Origin of the sequence: Fibrella forsythiae (genome assembly GCF_017353175.1) — a bacterium.
Lineage (GTDB): Bacteria > Bacteroidota > Bacteroidia > Cytophagales > Spirosomataceae > Fibrella > Fibrella forsythiae.
Window position 1 is genome coordinate 181,471 of the sequence record NZ_JAFMYW010000004.1, and the last position, 16,646, is coordinate 198,116.

A 16,646-nucleotide genomic window follows, 5' to 3' on the forward strand; every position below is an offset into this window, starting at 1 on the left:
AGTTGTGTACAGCATAAAGCAGGTACTCGGGCAGCGCTTTTGTCATCCCCACGTCAGGAGAGATCGTGACGTTCTATTCAGAAGTGCCAAGTGCTATCAGAGGGAACGCTACGATCCCTTCTTCCGTCGGAATAACAATGGTGCTGCTAATTCACGATGAGGGTCAGCCAATCAATTTGCTAAACCACAACGCACTTACTTTACTCCCCAATTACCAACCTATGTAAACCTATGAAAGCAACACTCTCCTTCCTCCTGACCCTTTCCCTTTGCTGGCAAAGCAACCGAACCTCTGCCCAGACGACCACTACGATTTCCTCACCCGACAAAGCTGTTGTTCTATCGGTGAGCAACACACCAGCCGGGCAAGTCGCCTACCGGGTTACCTACAAAGGAAAGAAGGTCATTGAGCCATCTACGCTTGGGTTTGCGCTCAGTAAGCCGCAGGTATCGTTGACCCGGTTCACCATTGCAGCCATTGATTCGGCGACCATCGACGAGACCTGGAAACCCGTTTGGGGCGAAGCCAGCCAGATCAGGAACCACTGCAAGGAGTTGCGCGTAACGCTTGCCGATCAGTCGGGGTCGGGCATCCAGATGCAGGTACGTTTCCGGGTATTCAACGACGGTGTGGGTTTCCGGTACGAATTTCCCACGCAACCTAATCTCAGCCATTTTGTCGTAGCCGATGAGTTGACCCAATTCAGGCTGTCGGCCGATCATCGGACGTTCTGGATGCCGGGCGATTATGATTCCAACGAATACCTGTACAACACCACTAAACTGAGCGAGGTAGCAGCGCTGGCGGCGATCAGGAAAGAGAAAGACATCGCGCTCCAGTCGGTAATCGGCGATAATGCCATTCAAACGCCGCTGCTGTTTAAAACGACCGATGGCCTGTATATCAGCCTCTACGAAGCGGCCGTGCTGAATTACCCCATCATGCACCTGCAACTCGATAAGAAGACACTGAGGCTACAAGCACAACTGACGCCCGATGCCGTCGGGAACAAGGCCTATCTGCAAACACCATCAAAAACGCCCTGGCGGACAATCATCGTCAGCGACAAGGCTACAGATATCGTCGGGTCAAAACTGATCCTGAACCTGAATGAGCCGTCGACCATTGCCGATCCGTCGTGGATAAAGCCGCAAAAATTCATGGGTGTCTGGTGGGAAATGCATATTGGCAAAGGCAACTGGGCCAAAGCCCTTGGCAAACACGCTGCCAACACGCAAAACGTAAAGAAATACATCGACTTCTCCGCGAAAAATGGGTTCGACGGGCTATTGGTCGAAGGGTGGAACGAAGGCTGGGAAGACTGGTTCGGCAACTGGAAAGAAGAGGTATTCGATTTCGTAACGCCCTATTCCGATTACAACATTGATTCGCTGACGGCCTACGCCCAGAAAAAAGGGATCAAGCTGATCATGCACCACGAAACGTCGGGCTCGGTGACAAACTATGAACGCCGGATGGATGCCGCTTTTCAATACATGGTCGATAAAGGCATTAATACCGTGAAGACTGGGTACGTTGGCCGGATCATTCCAAGAGGCGAACATCACGACAGTCAGTGGATGGTGAACCATTACCAGCGGGTGGCCGAAAGAGCCGCGAAATATAAACTCATGGTCGATTCGCACGAGTCGGCACACCCAACCGGTCTTCACCGGACGTACCCGAACTGGATGGCCAGCGAAGCCGCACGGGGAAGCGAGTTCAACAATGCCCCCACGCTGGGCATCACGCCCGAGCACACGACCATTTTGCCCTTCACCCGGATGCTCGGCGGCCCCATGGATTTCACGCCCGGCCTGTTCCGGTTTCAGCTAAACCAGTTCGATAGCAGCCGCACGCAACGCGTAAGAACCACGCTGGCCAAACAACTGGCCTTGTACATCACCCTCTACAGCCCGCTGCAGATGGTGGCTGATTTGCCCGAAAACTATGAGAAACACATGGACGCTTTCCAGTTCATCCGCGACGTACCGGTGGATTGGGACGATAGCCAAGTGCTGGCTGCCGAACCCGGCGACTACCTGATGATTGCCCGCAAAACGAAAGGCAAAGACAGCTGGTTTGTTGGTGCCATTACCGACGAAAACAGCCGGACGTTGCCGCTCTCATTAGACTTTCTGGAACCCGGCAAAACCTACGAAGCCACGATCTACCGCGATGCCGACAACGCCGACTGGCACGAAAACCCGGAAGCATACACCATCGAAAAGAAGCGCGTTACCAGCAAGACAAAACTCAACCTACGCCTGGCTAACGGCGGCGGCTTTGCCATTCAACTGACGCAGCTGTGAGTTAACTTATGCTCTAGTGTAGTTGCTTCGCGCTGTAGGCCCTTCGACAGGCTCAGGGTGACAATCCCACTCAAGTTCATCATCAACATCTAGATGTGCTTTGTCACCCTGAGCCTGTCGAAGGGCCTACAGCGCGAAGCAACTACACTGGAGCACGAGGCCTAGCCAGCCCACAACGTGCAACAAAATCAGAAAACGGCGTTTCAAAACCGAAAAGACACCCCGGCATCGACCAATCCAACCGATTCACTACCAACAACTTATCAATACAATTGAACATCGAAAGTATTTGAACAATTACTGAAAGCGCACACGACGTACCTGCGTTAGTTTTGAGCCATAAACAAAGTCCACTACGGACAGTTTGAGTCAATCATGGGTCAGAAACAACGCATATTCTTTTGGTCGATTACGGCCGCTTTGGGGGGCTTCCTCTTTGGCTTTGATACCGCTGTTATTTCTGGCGTCGAGCAGTCGCTGCAATCGCTCTGGCACCTGAACGTGTGGGAACATGGCCTGACGGTTTCAATTGCGCTGGTCGGCACGGTGATTGGCTCCATGACGGGCGGCATTCCAGCCGAAGCACTGGGCCGCAAGAAAACATTGTTCTGGATTGCCGTTCTCTACCTGCTGGCTTCGCTTGGCACGGCACTGGCCCCCAACTGGTCGATCTTCCTTATTTTCCGTTTTTTGGGTGGTTTGGGCGTTGGTGCTTCATCAGTGGCCGCCCCGATGTACATCACCGAAATTTCGCCCGCCAAGTCGCGGGGCCGGCTGGTAGGTATGTTCCAGTTCAATATTGTGCTGGGTATTTTGGTTGCCTATCTCTCCAACTTCCTGCTCGCTGATGTTGGTGCCGAGCCATGGCGCTGGATGCTGGGCGTACAGGCCCTTCCGTCAGTGATTTTCCTGGTAACCGTGCTGAAGATTCCTGAAAGTCCACGCTGGTTGTTACTTAAGCAGGGTAACGTTGAAGAAGCCCGTCAGGTACTCGACATGATCGACCCAGACACGGCGAAGGAAACGCTGCTGGCTATTCAGCGCAGCAACACCGAGTCGACAGCATCGGCCCGGCTTTTTTCAGGCAACTATAAAACGCCCGTCATGCTGGCCGTGCTGTTTGCGGTCTTCAACCAGGTATCGGGTATCAACGCCATTATTTATTATGCCCCCCGCATTTTCGAAATGACGGGACTAGGCAAAAGCTCGTCGCTGCTGTCATCGGCAGGAATTGGCCTGATCAACCTGATCTTCACCTTGATTTCGATGAACCTGATCGATCGCTACGGTCGGCGTACGCTGATGAAGATTGGCTCGGTGGGTCTGATCATCACCCTCGGGTTGGTGGCTCGGGCGTTTTACACCGAAGACTTCAGCGGCATGACCGTTCCCTTCCTGTTGTTCGGCTACATTGCTTTCTTTGGTTTCTCGCAGGGGGCCGTTATCTGGGTGTTCATCTCCGAAATCTTCCCGAACGAGGTGCGGGCCAGTGGGCAGGCACTCGGCAGCTTTACCCACTGGATCATGGCCGCGATTATCACGTTTACCTTCCCGTATCTGTCTGAACAGGTCGGTGGCGGCAATACCTTCCTGTTCTTCACCGTCATGATGGTGCTGCAACTCGTATTCGTACTGCGCATTATGCCTGAGACGAAAGGAACCAGCCTGGAGAAAATCGAACGTACCGTTTTTGCGCACTAACGTCATGAAAAAGATCACCTGTTTCGGCGAAATCCTGTGGGATGTCCTGCCTACCAGCAAACAACCCGGTGGCGCACCCATGAACGTGGCGGCCGACCTGCGCAACTTTGGCCTGAATGCTCAGTTGATCAGCGCCGTGGGACATGACGCGCTGGGCCGTGAGCTGCTCAATTTTCTGGAACAAAAGGCCATCCCAACTGATCTGGTACAAGTGAGCGACACGTACCCAACGGGCGTGGCGCAGGCCAACGTGTCGGACAGTAATGACGTGGTGTACACGATTGTACAGCCTGTTGCCTGGGATTACATTCAATTACAGCCCGGCATGATCGAGGCGGTTCAGCAAAGTGATCTGTTCATCTACGGCAGCCTGGCGGCCCGTAGTTCACGTACCTACGAAACCCTGCGTGAACTGCTCGACGTGGCTCCCCGGAAAATATTCGACGTGAACCTCCGCGCCCCGCATTACGACCGGGAGACGGTTGATGAGCTGATGCACCAGGCCGACATTGCCAAGCTGAACGAACACGAAATCCTTGAACTGTCAGACTGGTACGGCTACGACCTGGACCTGCAACGGGCCATGCGGCAAATCCGCGACCGGTTCAATCTGGAAGCGCTTTGCGTAACGCTGGGCGATGATGGGGCCATCCTGCTCGATGCCGCCGGCTTCACCCGCCAGGAAAGTTTTCCGATCGATGTGGAGGATACCATCGGCTGTGGCGACGCCTTTCTGGCCGCTTATATCCACAAGACATTACAGGGCGAAACGCCGCAGAAAACGCTTGCGTTTGCCTGTGCGGCGGGGGCCTACGTGGGGACACAGCCCGGCGCAACGCCTTCATTCACCGAACAAACGATTCTCCGTCAATACAATGTGGCGAGTGCCGCCTGATCAAATCCTTCAGTTGTTTATTAGTAACCTATGATGAAGTAGTTGGAAGAGTGAGAACGTGGACCTTAGACAGTCCACGTTTCTTTTTGCCACGGGCTTTCCCGTTGACGAGTTTTTGTCATTCGCACAGACAAGCGTCAATGAGCACCTACTGTCAAAAACCATTCACACCTCTTCACAAAAACCGTATCCTAACATGAAAAACGTACTCACCCTTATTCCGCTATTAGCCATCCTCAGCCACGTAGCGCTGGGACAGGCCAAAACTGGTTCAGTGCCACACCGGCCGCAGTTCCATTTCTCGCCCAAGGCGCACTGGATGAACGACCCGAATGGGATGCTGTACCTCAACGGGACGTATCACCTGTTCTTCCAGTACTACCCCGATGCTACCGTCTGGGGCCCGATGCACTGGGGGCACGCAACCAGCAAAGACATGCTTCACTGGCAGGAACTACCCATTGCCCTGTACCCCGACAGCCTCGGCTGGATTTTCTCGGGCAGTGCCGTTGTCGACGTTAACAACACCAGTGGTTTCGGAAAGGACGGGAAGACGCCACTGGTTGCCATTTTTACGCACCATAACGATAAACTGGAGAAGGCGAAGTCGGACAAGTTTCAGTACCAGAGCCTGGCCTATAGCCTCGACGAAGGCAAAACGTGGACGAAATACGCCGGAAATCCAGTGCTACCGAACCCCGGCATTACCGATTTTCGTGACCCTAAAGTGCGGTGGTACGCACCACAGAAAAAGTGGATCATGACCCTGGCGACGAAAGATCGTATTACCTTCTACTCGTCGCCAAACCTGAAGAACTGGACGCGCGAGAGTGACTTTGGTAAAGATCTTGGCGCACACGGCGGCGTGTGGGAATGCCCGGACTTGTTGCCCATGACCCATAACGGTAAACAGGCCTGGGTACTGCTCGTCAGCATTAATCCCGGCGGGCCAAACGGCGGGTCGGCCACCCAGTATTTCGTGGGTGATTTTGATGGTAAAACATTCAAACCCTATTCTACCAAAACGAAGTGGATGGACTACGGCACCGATAATTACGCCGGCGTGACGTTCTCGAATACAGGCAACCGGACCATCCTGATGGGCTGGATGAGCAACTGGCAATACGCCCGCGACGTACCTACCGACCCGTGGCGCAGCGCCAACACCGTTCCGCGCGAATTGAGCCTGCGAGAAGTAGACAAGGAATTGTACCTAACATCAACACCCATTAAGGAACTGGACAAGCTGAATGGCAAAACAACGTCGCTGAGCAACGTACCTGTGAAGGGCCAGTATGATGTCTCGGCCAAAACTGGCCAGAAATCGGCGCTGTTCAAACTCGCCCTATCAGTGCCAGCGGTCAACGACTTCAGCGTTGTGCTCGCCAATGAACAGGGGAATGAATTGGTGATCGGCTACGAAAAAAGCACCAACTCCTACTACATCGACCGGTCAAAGTCAGGAAAAACGGATTTTGAGAAGGGATTCGGCAAACGACACACCGCCCCACGCATTGCAACGGGCAATACCTTATCGCTTACCTTGGTGGCCGACGTCGCCTCCGTCGAATTATTTGCCGATGGTGGACTCACGGTCATGACGGATATTTTCTTCCCCAACCAGCCGTTAAACAAGCTGTATATCAAGTCAGCCACAGGCATTTCGATATCTGGCTTGTTTACGCCACTGACGAAGGCGGTGCAATAGGAGAAGTAAGTGGACTGTCGGAAGTACAACGATTAGATTCGTAACCTGCCTTTGCTTTGAGGAGCGTGTATTGCTCACGCGTGCGGTCGAAGGGCCCGCGCACGTAAGCAATACACCATAGAGCAGCACAACCGAATTAATGAACGTACCTTAAACATTCCCCTCAATGCCCCGCCTCCTCGTTGTTCTCCTTTTCCTGCTACCGGCTATTCCATTACTGGCCCAGCCAATTGCGTCTACCGTGTATGCCTGGAAAGATGCCCCCGTTGTAAAGAAGCCGGGAACCGAGCAGCGAAAAATGCTGGAAGGCAGTGCCACAGATTTTAAGCATATCGAAGTACACACTACAACAGTTGCGGCACACCAGGCCCCACACCCGGCGCATAAGCATGACGATGAAGAACTGATCATCATCAAAGAGGGTGAACTGACGGTGACCATTGCAGGAAAAACGACCACGCTTGGCCCCAACAGTATTGCGCTGATCATGCCGGGCGATGAACACGGGTTCGAGAACAAAGGCAACATACCGGCAACCTATTACGTCATGCGCTACGAATCGAAAACACCCGCCGACGCCGAACGGGGACAGAAAGCGGGCGGTTCGCTGATGATCGACTGGAAAGAAGTGCCTTTTCAGCCGCACGACAAAGGGGGTATTCGCCGCATGTTCGACCGGGCCACGGCCATGACCAAACGGTTCGAGATGCACGTAACGACGCTGAACAACGGTCTGGCCAGTCACCCGCCGCACACGCACCGCGCCGCCGAGATCCTGATCATGGTAAATAACGCGGCTGAGTCGAGTGTTGATGGCAAGCTTATTCCGAACACAACGGGCGACCTGACGTACCTGGAATCGAACGTGCCGCATAACATTACTAACAATACGCAAAAACCGTGTACGTACTTTGCCTTTCAGTTTGAGTAATGTCGTTTAGCACCCACCTATGGCCATACGTTCTAACCCATATCCTGTCAACCTCGATGTTCAGCTTTGGCAACAGCTGAAAGAAGGCAACGAGCTGGCTTTCGGTAAGCTACTGACGCGCTACTTCAACCCGTTGCAGAACTACGGCTACAAGTTTGTGCAGGACGAAGCCTTCGTTAAAGACTGCGTGCAGGAGGTGTTCATTGAAATATGGAACCGCCGTGCTCGGATCAGCACACCCGATAGCGTACGGGCCTACTTGCTGAGTTGCGTCAGAAAACGGGTCGTTCGGGAAGGGTACCGGCAGCGTATTTTGAAAAAAGACGAATCGGTTGGCCTGGGAAATGACGGCAGCTTTGTTGAATTCTCGCCTGAGTGGTCGCTGATCGAGCAGGAAAGTCTGGCCGAAACAACCCACCGCATTGCCGATGCCCTGAACAAGCTACCTAAACGGCAGCGGGAGGTCATTTACCTGCGTTTCTATCAGAACCTGGAACGCGATGAAATTGCGGCTATTATGGATGTCAATCCGCAGTCGGTATCGAATTTAATGCAGGTTGCCTTTAAGAGTTTCCGGGAAAACTGGACCACCACGATCCTGTTGCCCCTGTTAGTTGGTCTATCTTTTTCTAATTAGTGCCTAAAAACAAGTATGTGAGCCGACTTCCTGCTATCTACTACCAACCTGACAGTTACAGCTCATGAATCCCGATTACCAGAAATTTAACGTTGAAGACTTTACCCGGGATGATCACTTTCGGCAATGGGTCATTCATCGGGATCCGCAGAGTGAAGCATTCTGGTTACGCTGGATGGACGCTCACCCTGATCTGGCCGGTAAGGTTCAACTGGCCCGGTCATTCCTGTATGCGCTGGAAGAAAAAAATGCGGATCTATCGGAGGATGAACTAACGCAGTTGACCACTACGATCCTTCAGCAGGAAAAGCACCAAGTACGTTCGCTTTGGCCGACGCGCGTGTTTGCCGTAGCGGCGGCGGTAGCGGTTATCCTTGGGCTTGGCTATCTGTTTCTGGTATATCAGCCCGCCACAGACCGGCAGGCCCGACTGGCCGAAATCAGCCCTGTGCTGGCCACCGACTACAACGAACTGACCAATAGCGGCAAAGCACCACAGGCACTAACCCTTCAGGATGGAAGTGTTATTACCCTACATCCGGGCAGCACCATCCGGTATCCAAGGCAGTTCACATCTTCCATGCGCGAAGTATACCTTAGCGGAAAGGCCTTCTTCAACATCACGAAGAATCCAAAGCGCCCCTTCTGGGTCCATGCCGACCGTATTTCGACGCAGGTGCTGGGTACGTCGTTTCTGGTTAATGCAACAGGTAAAAACGCCAGTGTAGAAGTGCGCTCGGGACGGGTGTCTGTGTATACCCGGAAAGACATCCGGCAGGCTCGTCAGTTGCAGAAAAATGAATCGGCGGGTGTAGTGCTGACGGCCAATCAGCAGGTAGCTTTTATCGAAGAGGGCAACCGGTTGGTGAAATCGGTGGTGCCACAGCCAATTATTCTGCAGGCTATTGAAACAAACGCGTACGTTTTCGACGAAGCGCCTATTGCTCAAGTATTTAAGCAACTCGAAACGACCTACGGCCTCACGGTGATGTATGACCCACTGACGGTCAACAACTGTTTTATTACGGCCAATCTTTCCGGCGAATCGTTGTTCGAGAAGCTAAACCTTATCTGCCGAATCTCGCGATCGACCTACGAAATTGTTGATGGCCAGATCATTATCCACAGCCTGGGATGTGATAATAAGTAGGTATATTTGGTTGGAGCTGCCAGCTACTGAAAAGTAATTATAAAAATAATTACAATCCATACAGTATCTAACTAGTGGCTATGCTATCCCTGAGTAACTAACAAGTTAACCTCATGGATAAACTCTATAGTAACTTCCCGTCCCTGATCCGCCTCATGAGACTATCGGTTTCACAACTCCTGATCGCTAGTTTATTCGTGAGTACCAGTCTGGCTCACGTGGCGCATGGTCAGGAAGTGCTTGATCAGCAGGTGCTGATCAAAGCCAGCAACACAAGCCTGAAAAGCGTACTGGCCCAACTGGAACGCACCACCAGCGTTCGGTTCATCTACAACCCGAAAGAGATTCAGGCCGATCAGCGCGTAGCCCTGGCTTCCCGCTCGGCCACCTTAAAAGTGCTATTGAGTGAGTTGCTCACTCCGCTCCGCATCAGCTACGAACTATCGGGCAAGCAGATTGCGCTGTTCAAAAACCCGGCAACGAGCAGCACGACCGGTGAAGGCCCCGGTGGCTCGCAGATGACGGTCAATCAGTTGGAGGCGAAAGCAGTGGCTGACCGGGGCATTTCGGGCCGCATTACCGACGGGGCCAATGCCAGCGGCCTGCCCGGTGTTAGCGTTTTACTGAAAGGAACCCGCCTCGGTACTGTAACCGATGGCGAAGGCAATTACCGCCTCACCATTCCAACGCAGTATGACAACGCAAACGCCACACTGGTACTGTCATTCATTGGTTACACCACGCAGGAAGTTGTTATTGGCAGCCGCAACACGGTCGACGTGGCGCTGGGCGTTGATAACAAGCAACTGAACGAAGTGGTGGTGGTTGGTTACGGCACGCAGTCGCGGAAGAACCTGACCAGCGCCGTGAGCACCATTAAACCCGACGAATTGAACCGGGGTGCTATCAGCGATGTGGGTCAGCTGTTACAGGGTAAAGTACCGGGTTTGAACATTTCGGCCAACGGTGATCCCAACGCCCCCGCCGCCGTCATTTTGCGCGGAGCATCCACGATCAACAGCTCGCAGGGACCATTCTACGTGATCGATGGCGTACCGGGTGCCGACATTTCGATCATTGCCCCCGACGATATTGCTTCTATTGACGTGTTGAAAGATGCCGCCGCTACCGCCATTTATGGTAACCGGGCAGCCAACGGCGTGATCATGGTGACTACTAAACGCGGCAAAAAAGGGCTGGCCCAGATCACTTATAGTGGGTACGTTGGCCTGGAGAAAGTATCCAGCAAGCTGAATATGATGGACGCCACTCAGCTGCGGGCCTTTCTAACAGCAAACGGGCAATCTTTCTCACCAAGAGACGATTTCAACGCCAACACCGACTGGCAGGCAGCCGTTCAGCGCAACACCGCCATTTCGCAGAACCACAACATTTCGATCAGCGGCGGTACCGACCACAGTACCTACAGCGCCAGCATCAACTACCTCGACAAGCAGGGTATTTTGCAGGGAAGTTCACTGAACCGGGTTATTGCCCGCCTCGCCGTTGAGCAAATGGCCTTCAACGACAAGGTTAAGTTCGGCCTGAACATCACCAACTCGAATAGCAACGCCAACAATACGCCCCTTCGGAACAACGTGCTGTTGCAGATGGTGAACCACCTGCCCGTTTCGCCGGTAACCAACGCAGACGGCACCTATTTCGAGAATTTTCAGAATACGGGTTATTTCAACCCCGTGGCGATGATCAACTACGCCAAAGACAATACGAAGTACAATAACCTGGTTGGCTCGCTGTTCACACAGGTGCAACTGCCCTTCGGTTTGTCGTATGATATTAACCTGTCGTACCAGAACAATACCTCGCTCCATGGCGAATCGTACGCCAGTTATTACACGCAGTACAACAGTGCCAACTTTTATAATAACCCCGACCCACCGCTCGTCCATAGCCTGCTGAACTTTGGTACCAACGGCTCGGCCCTGCGCAATACCTACCAGACCACGCGCAAGGTGCTGGAAACGTTCCTGACCTGGAATAAGGAATTCGGTGACCACTCGATCAACGCCGTACTGGGTTATTCGTGGCAGGGTAACGTCTCGGGCGATGGCTTCCAAACGTCGAGCACGAACTTCCCCGTCGACAATATTGGCTATAACAACTTCGCCCTGAGTAACCCATACGCCATTTCGTCGTACCGGATCAACTTCGGCCCCGATGGCATTTACCAGGAGACACGCCTGATTTCTGATTTCGCCCGGTTGAACTACAACTACAAGAACAAGTACCTCGTGCAGGGGTCGCTCCGGCGCGATGGCAGCTCGGTCTTCGGCGAGAACAACCAATGGGGTTATTTTCCGGCGGCGGGTGTAGCCTGGCGCATCGATCAGGAGAAGTTCATGCAGAACCAGAACCTGTTCAGCGATCTGAAATTTCGGGCCAGCTACGGCGTAACGGGTAACTCATCGGGTTTCAATGCCTACACCGCGCAGTTCATTTCGGGTAGCCTGGGTACGTACTACTACAATGGCGTGCAAACGGCAGCCTACGGCCCAACGCAGGCCGCCAACCCGAATCTGCAATGGGAGAAAACGGCAACGGCTAATGTTGGCCTCGATTTTACGATTCTGAAAGGGAAAGTAAGCGGCACCGTTGAATGGTATAATAAGGAGACCACCGGCATGATCTATTCGTACCGGGTAAATCCGGTGCTGGTGCCGGCCGGCAGTATTATTGCCAATGGCGGCAGCATGAGCAACAAAGGTGTTGAGTTGAGCCTGAACGCTACGCCGGTACAAACTGGCAAATTCAGCTGGACAACAGGCCTGAACTTGGCCCATAACGAGAACAAGATTATCAGCCTCACGAATCCGCTGTTTGTTGGCGGCGACTCGGTGCGTATCACGCAGCCTGAAGGTGGCGGACAAACGGGCAGCACGTTACAGATTCTGAAGGCAGGGCAACCGGTAGGGCAATTTTTCACCCTCGAATACGCAGGTAAGAATGACAAGGGTGTATCACAATATGTAAACCGTAGCGGCGCGCTCACAACAACCCCCGTCATTGGCGCCGACTACAAGTATCTGGGGAGTCCGCAACCGAAACTACTCCTGGGCTGGACCAACACCCTGCGTTACGGTAATCTGGACCTGAACATCTTTTTCCGGGGGGTATTTGGCAACAAAATATTCAACGCTACCCGTGCCGACCTGTTCCGACCAAGCACAGCTCAGTTCACCAACATCCTGGTCGACGCCGCTGATGAGAAAGCAACGGACGTTAACTCGTTCAAGTATTCGAGCCGCTTTATCGAAGATGGCAGCTACGTACGGCTCGACAACGCCACGCTGGGCTATACCCTCAAAAACCTGAACCAGTACCTCAGAACGGTTCGGATCTACACGTCGGTGAATAACGCGTTTGTGATCACCAACTACAAAGGCATTGACCCTGAAGTAAATCAGGGCGGGCTTGCACCGGGTGTTGATTCGAACAACTTCTACCCCAAAACCCGCACCTTTCTGTTGGGCGTAAACGTGTCATTTTAATCTACTAGCCAGGAAAACCAATGAAAAAGCACCTCTCCTACGGCACGTTACTGGTATTGATCACTTACCTGTTTTCGGCCTGTCATGACGTCAATGTTCCCATCACGACCTCATTGACCCCCGACATTTTCCCCCAGAATACCTCGCAGTTCATTCAGGCATCTGGCCCACCCTATGCCGCCCTTCGCGGTAACTTCTCGCTCGATTACTGGTTCATGCAGTCGCTGAGTACCGACGAGGCCATTTTGCCTGCCCGGGGTGGCAACTGGTACGATAACCAGGGCTACCGGATGCTCCATTACCACGACTGGACCAAAGACCACGGAACGACAAACAGCACCTGGAACTGGCTTTCGCTCGTAATTGGTACCACCAACCAGGCCATGTCGATCCTGAGCACGACCGTACCCGCCTCGACACCCGGCAAAGCAATGAACTTGGCCGAGTTGAGAATGGTCCGTGCGCTGTCTTATTTTATGATGATGGACCTGTATGGCAACGTACCCCTCGACACGACCTATGGCGACTTTTCGGCGCACCCGAACGTACCCAGAGCGCAGGTGTTCAAGTTTATCGAATCAGAAGTGAAGGCGGCGCTACCTAATCTGAGCAGGGCATCGGGACAGGCTATTTACGGCCGGGCCAACAAATTCACGGGCTTTGCGTTGCTGGCCAAGATGTACCTGAACTCGGAATACTACACCGGCACCCAGCGATACAGCGATGCCGTGGTGGCCTGCGACAGCGTGATCAACTCGGGCCTGTACGCCATTGAACCCCGGTCGACGTACCTGCAAATGTTCTACCCCAACAATGGTCCGCAGATGAAGGAATTCATCTTCGCCATTCCGTACGACCCGGCGGCGGGCGCTTTACCGGGTACGAACAGCAACATGTACCACGCCCGGTACGACGTACCCCGTTCGCACACAAAACGGTTCAACCTGCCGTTTACGCCGAGCGCGCCGAGAAGCACACTGCCCGAGTTCTACGTCAATTTCAAAGACCCGAACGACATCCGGAATAATCAGTGGCTCACCGGACCCCAGTTCCTGGCCGATGGTGTAACGCCGCTGACGGTAACAACGACCAAAAAAGGGTACGACCAGACTTACGCCGGTTCAGACGGGGGAACGGCTTTCACGTATCAGGTGAACCTGACACCCAACGTTGTGCTCCGGCAAGATGAGGCAACCTACGACTGTGGTAACGACGAGATTGCCTGGAATATGGGCTACCGGAACGTTAAGTTCTATCCCGATGCGTCATCGACCTCGCGTAACCAGAACAACGACGTGCCGCTGTTCCGGTACTCAGACATTATTCTAATGAAAGCGGAAGCTATTCTGCGTGGCGGTGCTGCTACGCAGGGCCAAACGGCGCTGTCGCTGATGAACCAGCTACGGGCCAACCGGACTACCTCACCGGCCTTGACGAGTGTAAACCTGGAAGACATCTACGCCGAACGCTGCCGTGAGTTCGCCTGGGAAACCTGGCACCGCAATGACATGATCCGGTTTGGTAAGTTTGAAGGCAAATGGGGATTCAAGACTGATGCAAGCGCCTACAGACGCATCTTCCCAATTCCAACTGGTGCCTTCACCGTAAACCCAGCCCTGACACAGAATCCGGGGTATTAACATCCGCTCGTTGTCGCTTGCCTGTGGCGAGTGACCATTAACAACAGGGCCTCTGGCCCGTTGGTAGCTAATGAACCAGTTGACGATCAACATTCGGTATCATTCAACCAACGGGCCAGAGGCCCTACTGATAGTGGTCACTCGCCACAGGCAAGCGACAACGGCACTCTAATAAGTCACCCACTTTCCCTACTCAACACTTTATGCCCCCACTTTCGAGAGCGCTCTTCCTCAAACAATGCATCGCCTACGGTACCCTCATTGGTCTGGCCCCTTACGCAACTATTGCCGCTTCGGCACCAGACGATTTTTATAAACGGATCGTTGCCGCCAATGGCAAAGAGGTTAGGAAGCTAGTAGAAGCCCTTAAGCCGGAAATAACCGCAGTGAGGCGGCGGTTGGGGTTCGACATGGCCAATCTGGCTGCTGCCTACTGCGAACCTACGTCGAGCTATTACCAGAAAAACGAGCTGGTACCGTACCTGGAAAAGATCGTTCGGGCATTGCTGAAATCACAGCACGAAGACGGTACACTTGATCTGGGCAATCTGGCCTCCCCGCCCGATACGGCCTTCATTATGGAGCCGTTATGCGCTGGTGCTACCATCCTGAACGCGAATTCGTCAGGTGCGTTGACCGAGGTAAAAACGCTGTTGAAACAGTTCATCGTGAAGGCTGGCGAGGCCATGCGGACGGGCGGTGTACATACGCCCAATCACCGCTGGGTGGTGTCGGGCGCGTTGGCCAAAATCAACGCGCTGTATCCCAATCCTGGGTACGTTAAGCGCATCAACGAGTGGCTGTCGGAAGGCATTTACTGCGACCGGGAGGGCAATTACCTGGAGCGAAGCATGATCTACTCGGAGGTGATAGACCGGTCGCTGATTACAATGGCCAGCCTGTTGAAACGACCCGAGCTGCTGGAACCCGTTCGCAGGAACCTGAACCTGGTGTACTACCAGACAGAGCCCAACGGTGAGCTGGTGACGAACGCGTCGAGACGGCAGGATCAGTACCAGACCATCAACCTGCTGAATCACCACTATTTTCAGGATTACACGTTCATGGCCATTCATGACAAAAATCCTGAATTTGCGGCGATAGCCGAGTTCATCAAAACCATGCCGGATTTCGATGAACTAGTGCTGAAAGACCTGCTTCCGTACTACCTGGAAGAGCCCGTATTCAAACAGGCACCGCCTGTGCCGAAGAGTCCGCCGGTAATCTTCGAGAAGTTCATTCGGGAGACAAGCCTGGTGCGCATCCGCCGGAATGATACGACCACCACGTTGTTTGGCGGCACCGACTTTCCACTGCTCATTGCCTCGGGCCGGGCCAACAGCCCCAATTTCTTCGCTTTCCGTAAAGGAGCGGCCATCCTGAACTACCTGCGCCTGTCGACGGACTTTTTCAGTACCGGCTATTTCCACAGCGAAGGCATTACGAAGGTGGGTAACAGGTACGTGTTGCAACGCACCATTGAAGCGCCGTACTACCAGCCACTGACCGCTCAGTTCAAAAAGGCTGATGGCAACTACAAACACAGCCCCAGCACCGACGGCCGGTTCTGGAACAAGATGGATTTTGAGCACCGCCCTAAAAGTAACATCAGCAAGCTGACGGTAACAGTCGGCGTCGAAGAAACGAACGGCGCGAATACACTGGCTTTCAACGTAACGGGCATAGCAGGCGTACACGTCACACTTGAGTTATGCTTCAGGGAAGGCGGGCGGTTGACCGGCGTAAAAAAGCTCGACGACGGCACCGATAACTACGCCCTGGAAAGTGGCACCGGCGAATACAAGGCAGGGAATGACTCCATCACTTTCGGGCCGGGTACGTTCGAACAACCGAAACTCACCGGCCTGGAAGGCGAACTGTACGCCACCCATTTCGGCACGCTCCGCACCCCCGGCATGCACGTGTACCTGACCGGCTTGACGCCTTTCCAGCACACGATCAAGATTGGGTGATGTCTTACTGACGCACATATATTGCTTCGCGCTGTAGTGTAACTGCTTCGCGCGCGGTCCCTTCGACAGGCTCGGCGCCCCCGGCTCAGGGTGACAATGCACATCCAGCAGGTGCATGACGACCTTGAGTGGGCTTGTCACCCTGAGCCGGGGGCGCCGAGCCTGTCGAAGGGCTTAGTGCAAAAAGCA

At 53.7% G+C, this 16,646-nt stretch carries 10 protein-coding genes; all 10 read left to right on the forward strand.

Going from position 1 to position 16,646, the window contains the following annotated elements:
• Positions 1–231: 231 nt before the first annotated feature.
• The 10 genes from J2I46_RS14930 to J2I46_RS14975 all read left to right on the forward strand — a co-directional run bounded on the left by J2I46_RS14930 (position 232) and on the right by J2I46_RS14975 (position 16,457).
• Positions 232–2,313, forward strand: a complete 2,082-nt coding sequence (locus J2I46_RS14930) for a glycoside hydrolase family 97 protein (RefSeq protein WP_207329846.1) — start codon at positions 232–234, stop codon at positions 2,311–2,313.
• A gap of 375 nt (positions 2,314–2,688) precedes the next feature.
• The gene (locus J2I46_RS14935) at positions 2,689–4,014 is read left to right on the forward strand and encodes a sugar porter family MFS transporter (protein ID WP_207329847.1); all 1,326 of its coding nucleotides are present in this window, start codon (positions 2,689–2,691) and stop codon (positions 4,012–4,014) included.
• A 4-nt stretch (positions 4,015–4,018) separates the two neighbouring features.
• Entirely contained in the window at positions 4,019–4,909 is an 891-nt protein-coding gene (locus J2I46_RS14940; protein ID WP_207329848.1) for a carbohydrate kinase family protein, read from the forward strand.
• Positions 4,910–5,105: 196 nt separating this feature from the next.
• Complete coding sequence (locus J2I46_RS14945; protein WP_207329849.1) at positions 5,106–6,617, forward strand: glycoside hydrolase family 32 protein; 1,512 nt, start codon at positions 5,106–5,108, stop codon at positions 6,615–6,617.
• A 166-nt stretch (positions 6,618–6,783) separates the two neighbouring features.
• Positions 6,784–7,548, forward strand: coding sequence for a cupin domain-containing protein (locus J2I46_RS14950; RefSeq protein WP_207329850.1), 765 nt, complete (start codon positions 6,784–6,786; stop codon positions 7,546–7,548).
• A 19-nt stretch (positions 7,549–7,567) separates the two neighbouring features.
• Positions 7,568–8,185, forward strand: coding sequence for an RNA polymerase sigma factor (locus J2I46_RS14955; protein ID WP_207329851.1), 618 nt, complete (start codon positions 7,568–7,570; stop codon positions 8,183–8,185).
• Positions 8,186–8,249: 64 nt separating this feature from the next.
• On the forward strand, positions 8,250–9,335 hold the full coding sequence (locus J2I46_RS14960) for a FecR family protein (RefSeq protein ID WP_207329852.1): 1,086 nt from the start codon (positions 8,250–8,252) through the stop codon (positions 9,333–9,335).
• Positions 9,336–9,448: 113 nt separating this feature from the next.
• Positions 9,449–12,844 carry a SusC/RagA family TonB-linked outer membrane protein gene (locus J2I46_RS14965; protein ID WP_229379769.1) on the forward strand — a complete coding sequence of 1,132 codons (3,396 nt, stop codon included), beginning with the start codon at positions 9,449–9,451 and terminating at the stop codon, positions 12,842–12,844.
• A gap of 20 nt (positions 12,845–12,864) precedes the next feature.
• Positions 12,865–14,484 (forward strand): RagB/SusD family nutrient uptake outer membrane protein, encoded by a 1,620-nt coding sequence (locus J2I46_RS14970; RefSeq protein ID WP_207329853.1) that lies wholly within the window; start codon positions 12,865–12,867, stop codon positions 14,482–14,484.
• A 203-nt stretch (positions 14,485–14,687) separates the two neighbouring features.
• Positions 14,688–16,457 carry a hypothetical protein gene (locus J2I46_RS14975; protein ID WP_207329854.1) on the forward strand — a complete coding sequence of 590 codons (1,770 nt, stop codon included), beginning with the start codon at positions 14,688–14,690 and terminating at the stop codon, positions 16,455–16,457.
• The last annotated feature ends 189 nt before the right edge of the window (positions 16,458–16,646 follow it).

Bases quoted from the DNA above. Each gene is read 5' to 3' on its own strand.
- J2I46_RS14930 (WP_207329846.1), top strand. From the start codon at position 232: ATGAAAGCAACACTCTCCTTCCTCCTGACCCTTTCCCTTTGCTGGCAA.
- J2I46_RS14935 (WP_207329847.1), top strand. From the start codon at position 2,689: ATGGGTCAGAAACAACGCATATTCTTTTGGTCGATTACGGCCGCTTTG.
- J2I46_RS14940 (WP_207329848.1), top strand. From the start codon at position 4,019: ATGAAAAAGATCACCTGTTTCGGCGAAATCCTGTGGGATGTCCTGCCT.
- J2I46_RS14945 (WP_207329849.1), top strand. From the start codon at position 5,106: ATGAAAAACGTACTCACCCTTATTCCGCTATTAGCCATCCTCAGCCAC.
- J2I46_RS14950 (WP_207329850.1), top strand. From the start codon at position 6,784: ATGCCCCGCCTCCTCGTTGTTCTCCTTTTCCTGCTACCGGCTATTCCA.
- J2I46_RS14955 (WP_207329851.1), top strand. From the start codon at position 7,568: ATGGCCATACGTTCTAACCCATATCCTGTCAACCTCGATGTTCAGCTT.
- J2I46_RS14960 (WP_207329852.1), top strand. From the start codon at position 8,250: ATGAATCCCGATTACCAGAAATTTAACGTTGAAGACTTTACCCGGGAT.
- J2I46_RS14965 (WP_229379769.1), top strand. From the start codon at position 9,449: ATGGATAAACTCTATAGTAACTTCCCGTCCCTGATCCGCCTCATGAGA.
- J2I46_RS14970 (WP_207329853.1), top strand. From the start codon at position 12,865: ATGAAAAAGCACCTCTCCTACGGCACGTTACTGGTATTGATCACTTAC.
- J2I46_RS14975 (WP_207329854.1), top strand. From the start codon at position 14,688: ATGCCCCCACTTTCGAGAGCGCTCTTCCTCAAACAATGCATCGCCTAC.